Source organism: Streptomyces sp. NPDC002577 (assembly GCF_053594815.1).
Genome location: NZ_JBSFWK010000105.1, coordinates 1 through 1,447 on the forward strand (window position 1 = coordinate 1; position 1,447 = coordinate 1,447).

At 75.0% G+C, this 1,447-nt stretch carries 1 protein-coding gene; it reads left to right on the forward strand.

Annotated elements, in window-relative coordinates:
- Positions 1 to 1,447 (forward strand): hypothetical protein (locus tag ACWD4J_RS44070; protein ID WP_451401192.1); only part of this gene is annotated, 1,447 nt, incomplete at both ends.

Sequence of the window (1,447 nt, forward strand, 5' to 3'; positions counted from 1 at the left end):
CGCGGCAGCGGGTCGCATCTGGACCCGCGCGAGGCCGAGCTGATGCGGGGGATGGAGAGGGCCGGCAGCCCGCAGGAGGCGCGGGCCGCCGAACAGCAGCTCAGGGACTACCTCGCCGGCCGGGAGCAGCAGCGTCAGGTGGTCGAGCAGCAGCGGCTGGAGCAGCTGCGTACTCACGAGCAGGACGTCACCCGGCTGCGCGACCAGCTCACCCAGCAGCGCCGGACCGGGGCGCCGGAGGAGGTCGTACAGCAGACGCAGCGGCAACTGGAGCAGGCGCAGCAGCGCCTGGCCGACACGCGGACCCACGACGAGAACACCGCCGCGCTGCGCCACGAACTCCGGCAGCAGATCGACCGGCCGGAGTCGGGCTCGGACCGTCCCGGCGCCGGATCCGGCACCGGCCGCGGCGGGGGAACGGAGTCCGGTTCGGGCTCCGGGAGCCGGCTGGACCGGCTGGTGCAGGAAGGCATTTCCAGGCGGGCCGAGCAGGATCTCGCGCGGGCGCAGGAGGAGCAGCAGTTTCTGCGCCAGGAGCCCGACGAGCACGACGCGTTCACGCTGGACGAGCTCGACGACCTGCCTAGCGCCCCTACCGCCAAGCCGGACTCCCTGCCGAACGCTCCCACCGACGGGCTGGAGAGTCTGCCCGACGTGCCCACCGGCAGGCCGGAGGTCCCGCCGGGCGCCCACACCGTCGAGCCGGGCACCCACACCATCGAGCCGGACGGCCTTCCGAGCGTGCCGGCCATCCGGCCGGAGCCGCCACCCGGTATGCCCGCCGGCCGGCCCGAGCTGCTGCCGGACGTGCCTCGCAGCGGCACCAGGCCCGATGACACGGTCCCGACCGAGCCGCGCCCCGTCGGGGACGAGCCGCGCGCGCCGCTGTCCGACGAGGCGGCCGACAGGATCGCGGCCGAGATCGAGGGTCTGCCCAGCGCACCGGTGAGTCCCTTGGTACGTCCGGGCGATGCGCCGCCAGCCGGCCAGGGGCACACGGAGACGTCTCGGCAGGCGCGGCCGCAGCGTGTCGAGCCGTCCGCGCCTCGGCCCGGGTCCGACGTCAGCCAGGCCCAGCGTTCCCGCCCGGCGGCCGACACGGAGTTGCCGTCGGCGCCGGCTTCCGGTCCGCGCGTCGACCGGGCCACCATGCCCTCGCGTGTCCCGCAGGTCGCGGACCTCGAGCGGACCCTCGCCGAGATCGAGCACCAGGACACGACCCCGACGCCCACCCACGACACCTCGGCGACGCCGCCCGAGCACCCCACCGCGCCGACGGATCCGACCACCGCCGGCCGGCCTGAGGAGCAGGTCGCCCCGTCTACGACCACTCCGGTGCACGACGACAGGGTCGGTGACCCGTCCTCGGGGGACACCACACAGACGTCGCGCACGGCGGAGACCTCGTCGCCTTCCGTCAATGTGCCGAAGCCCGTGATCCCGCAGG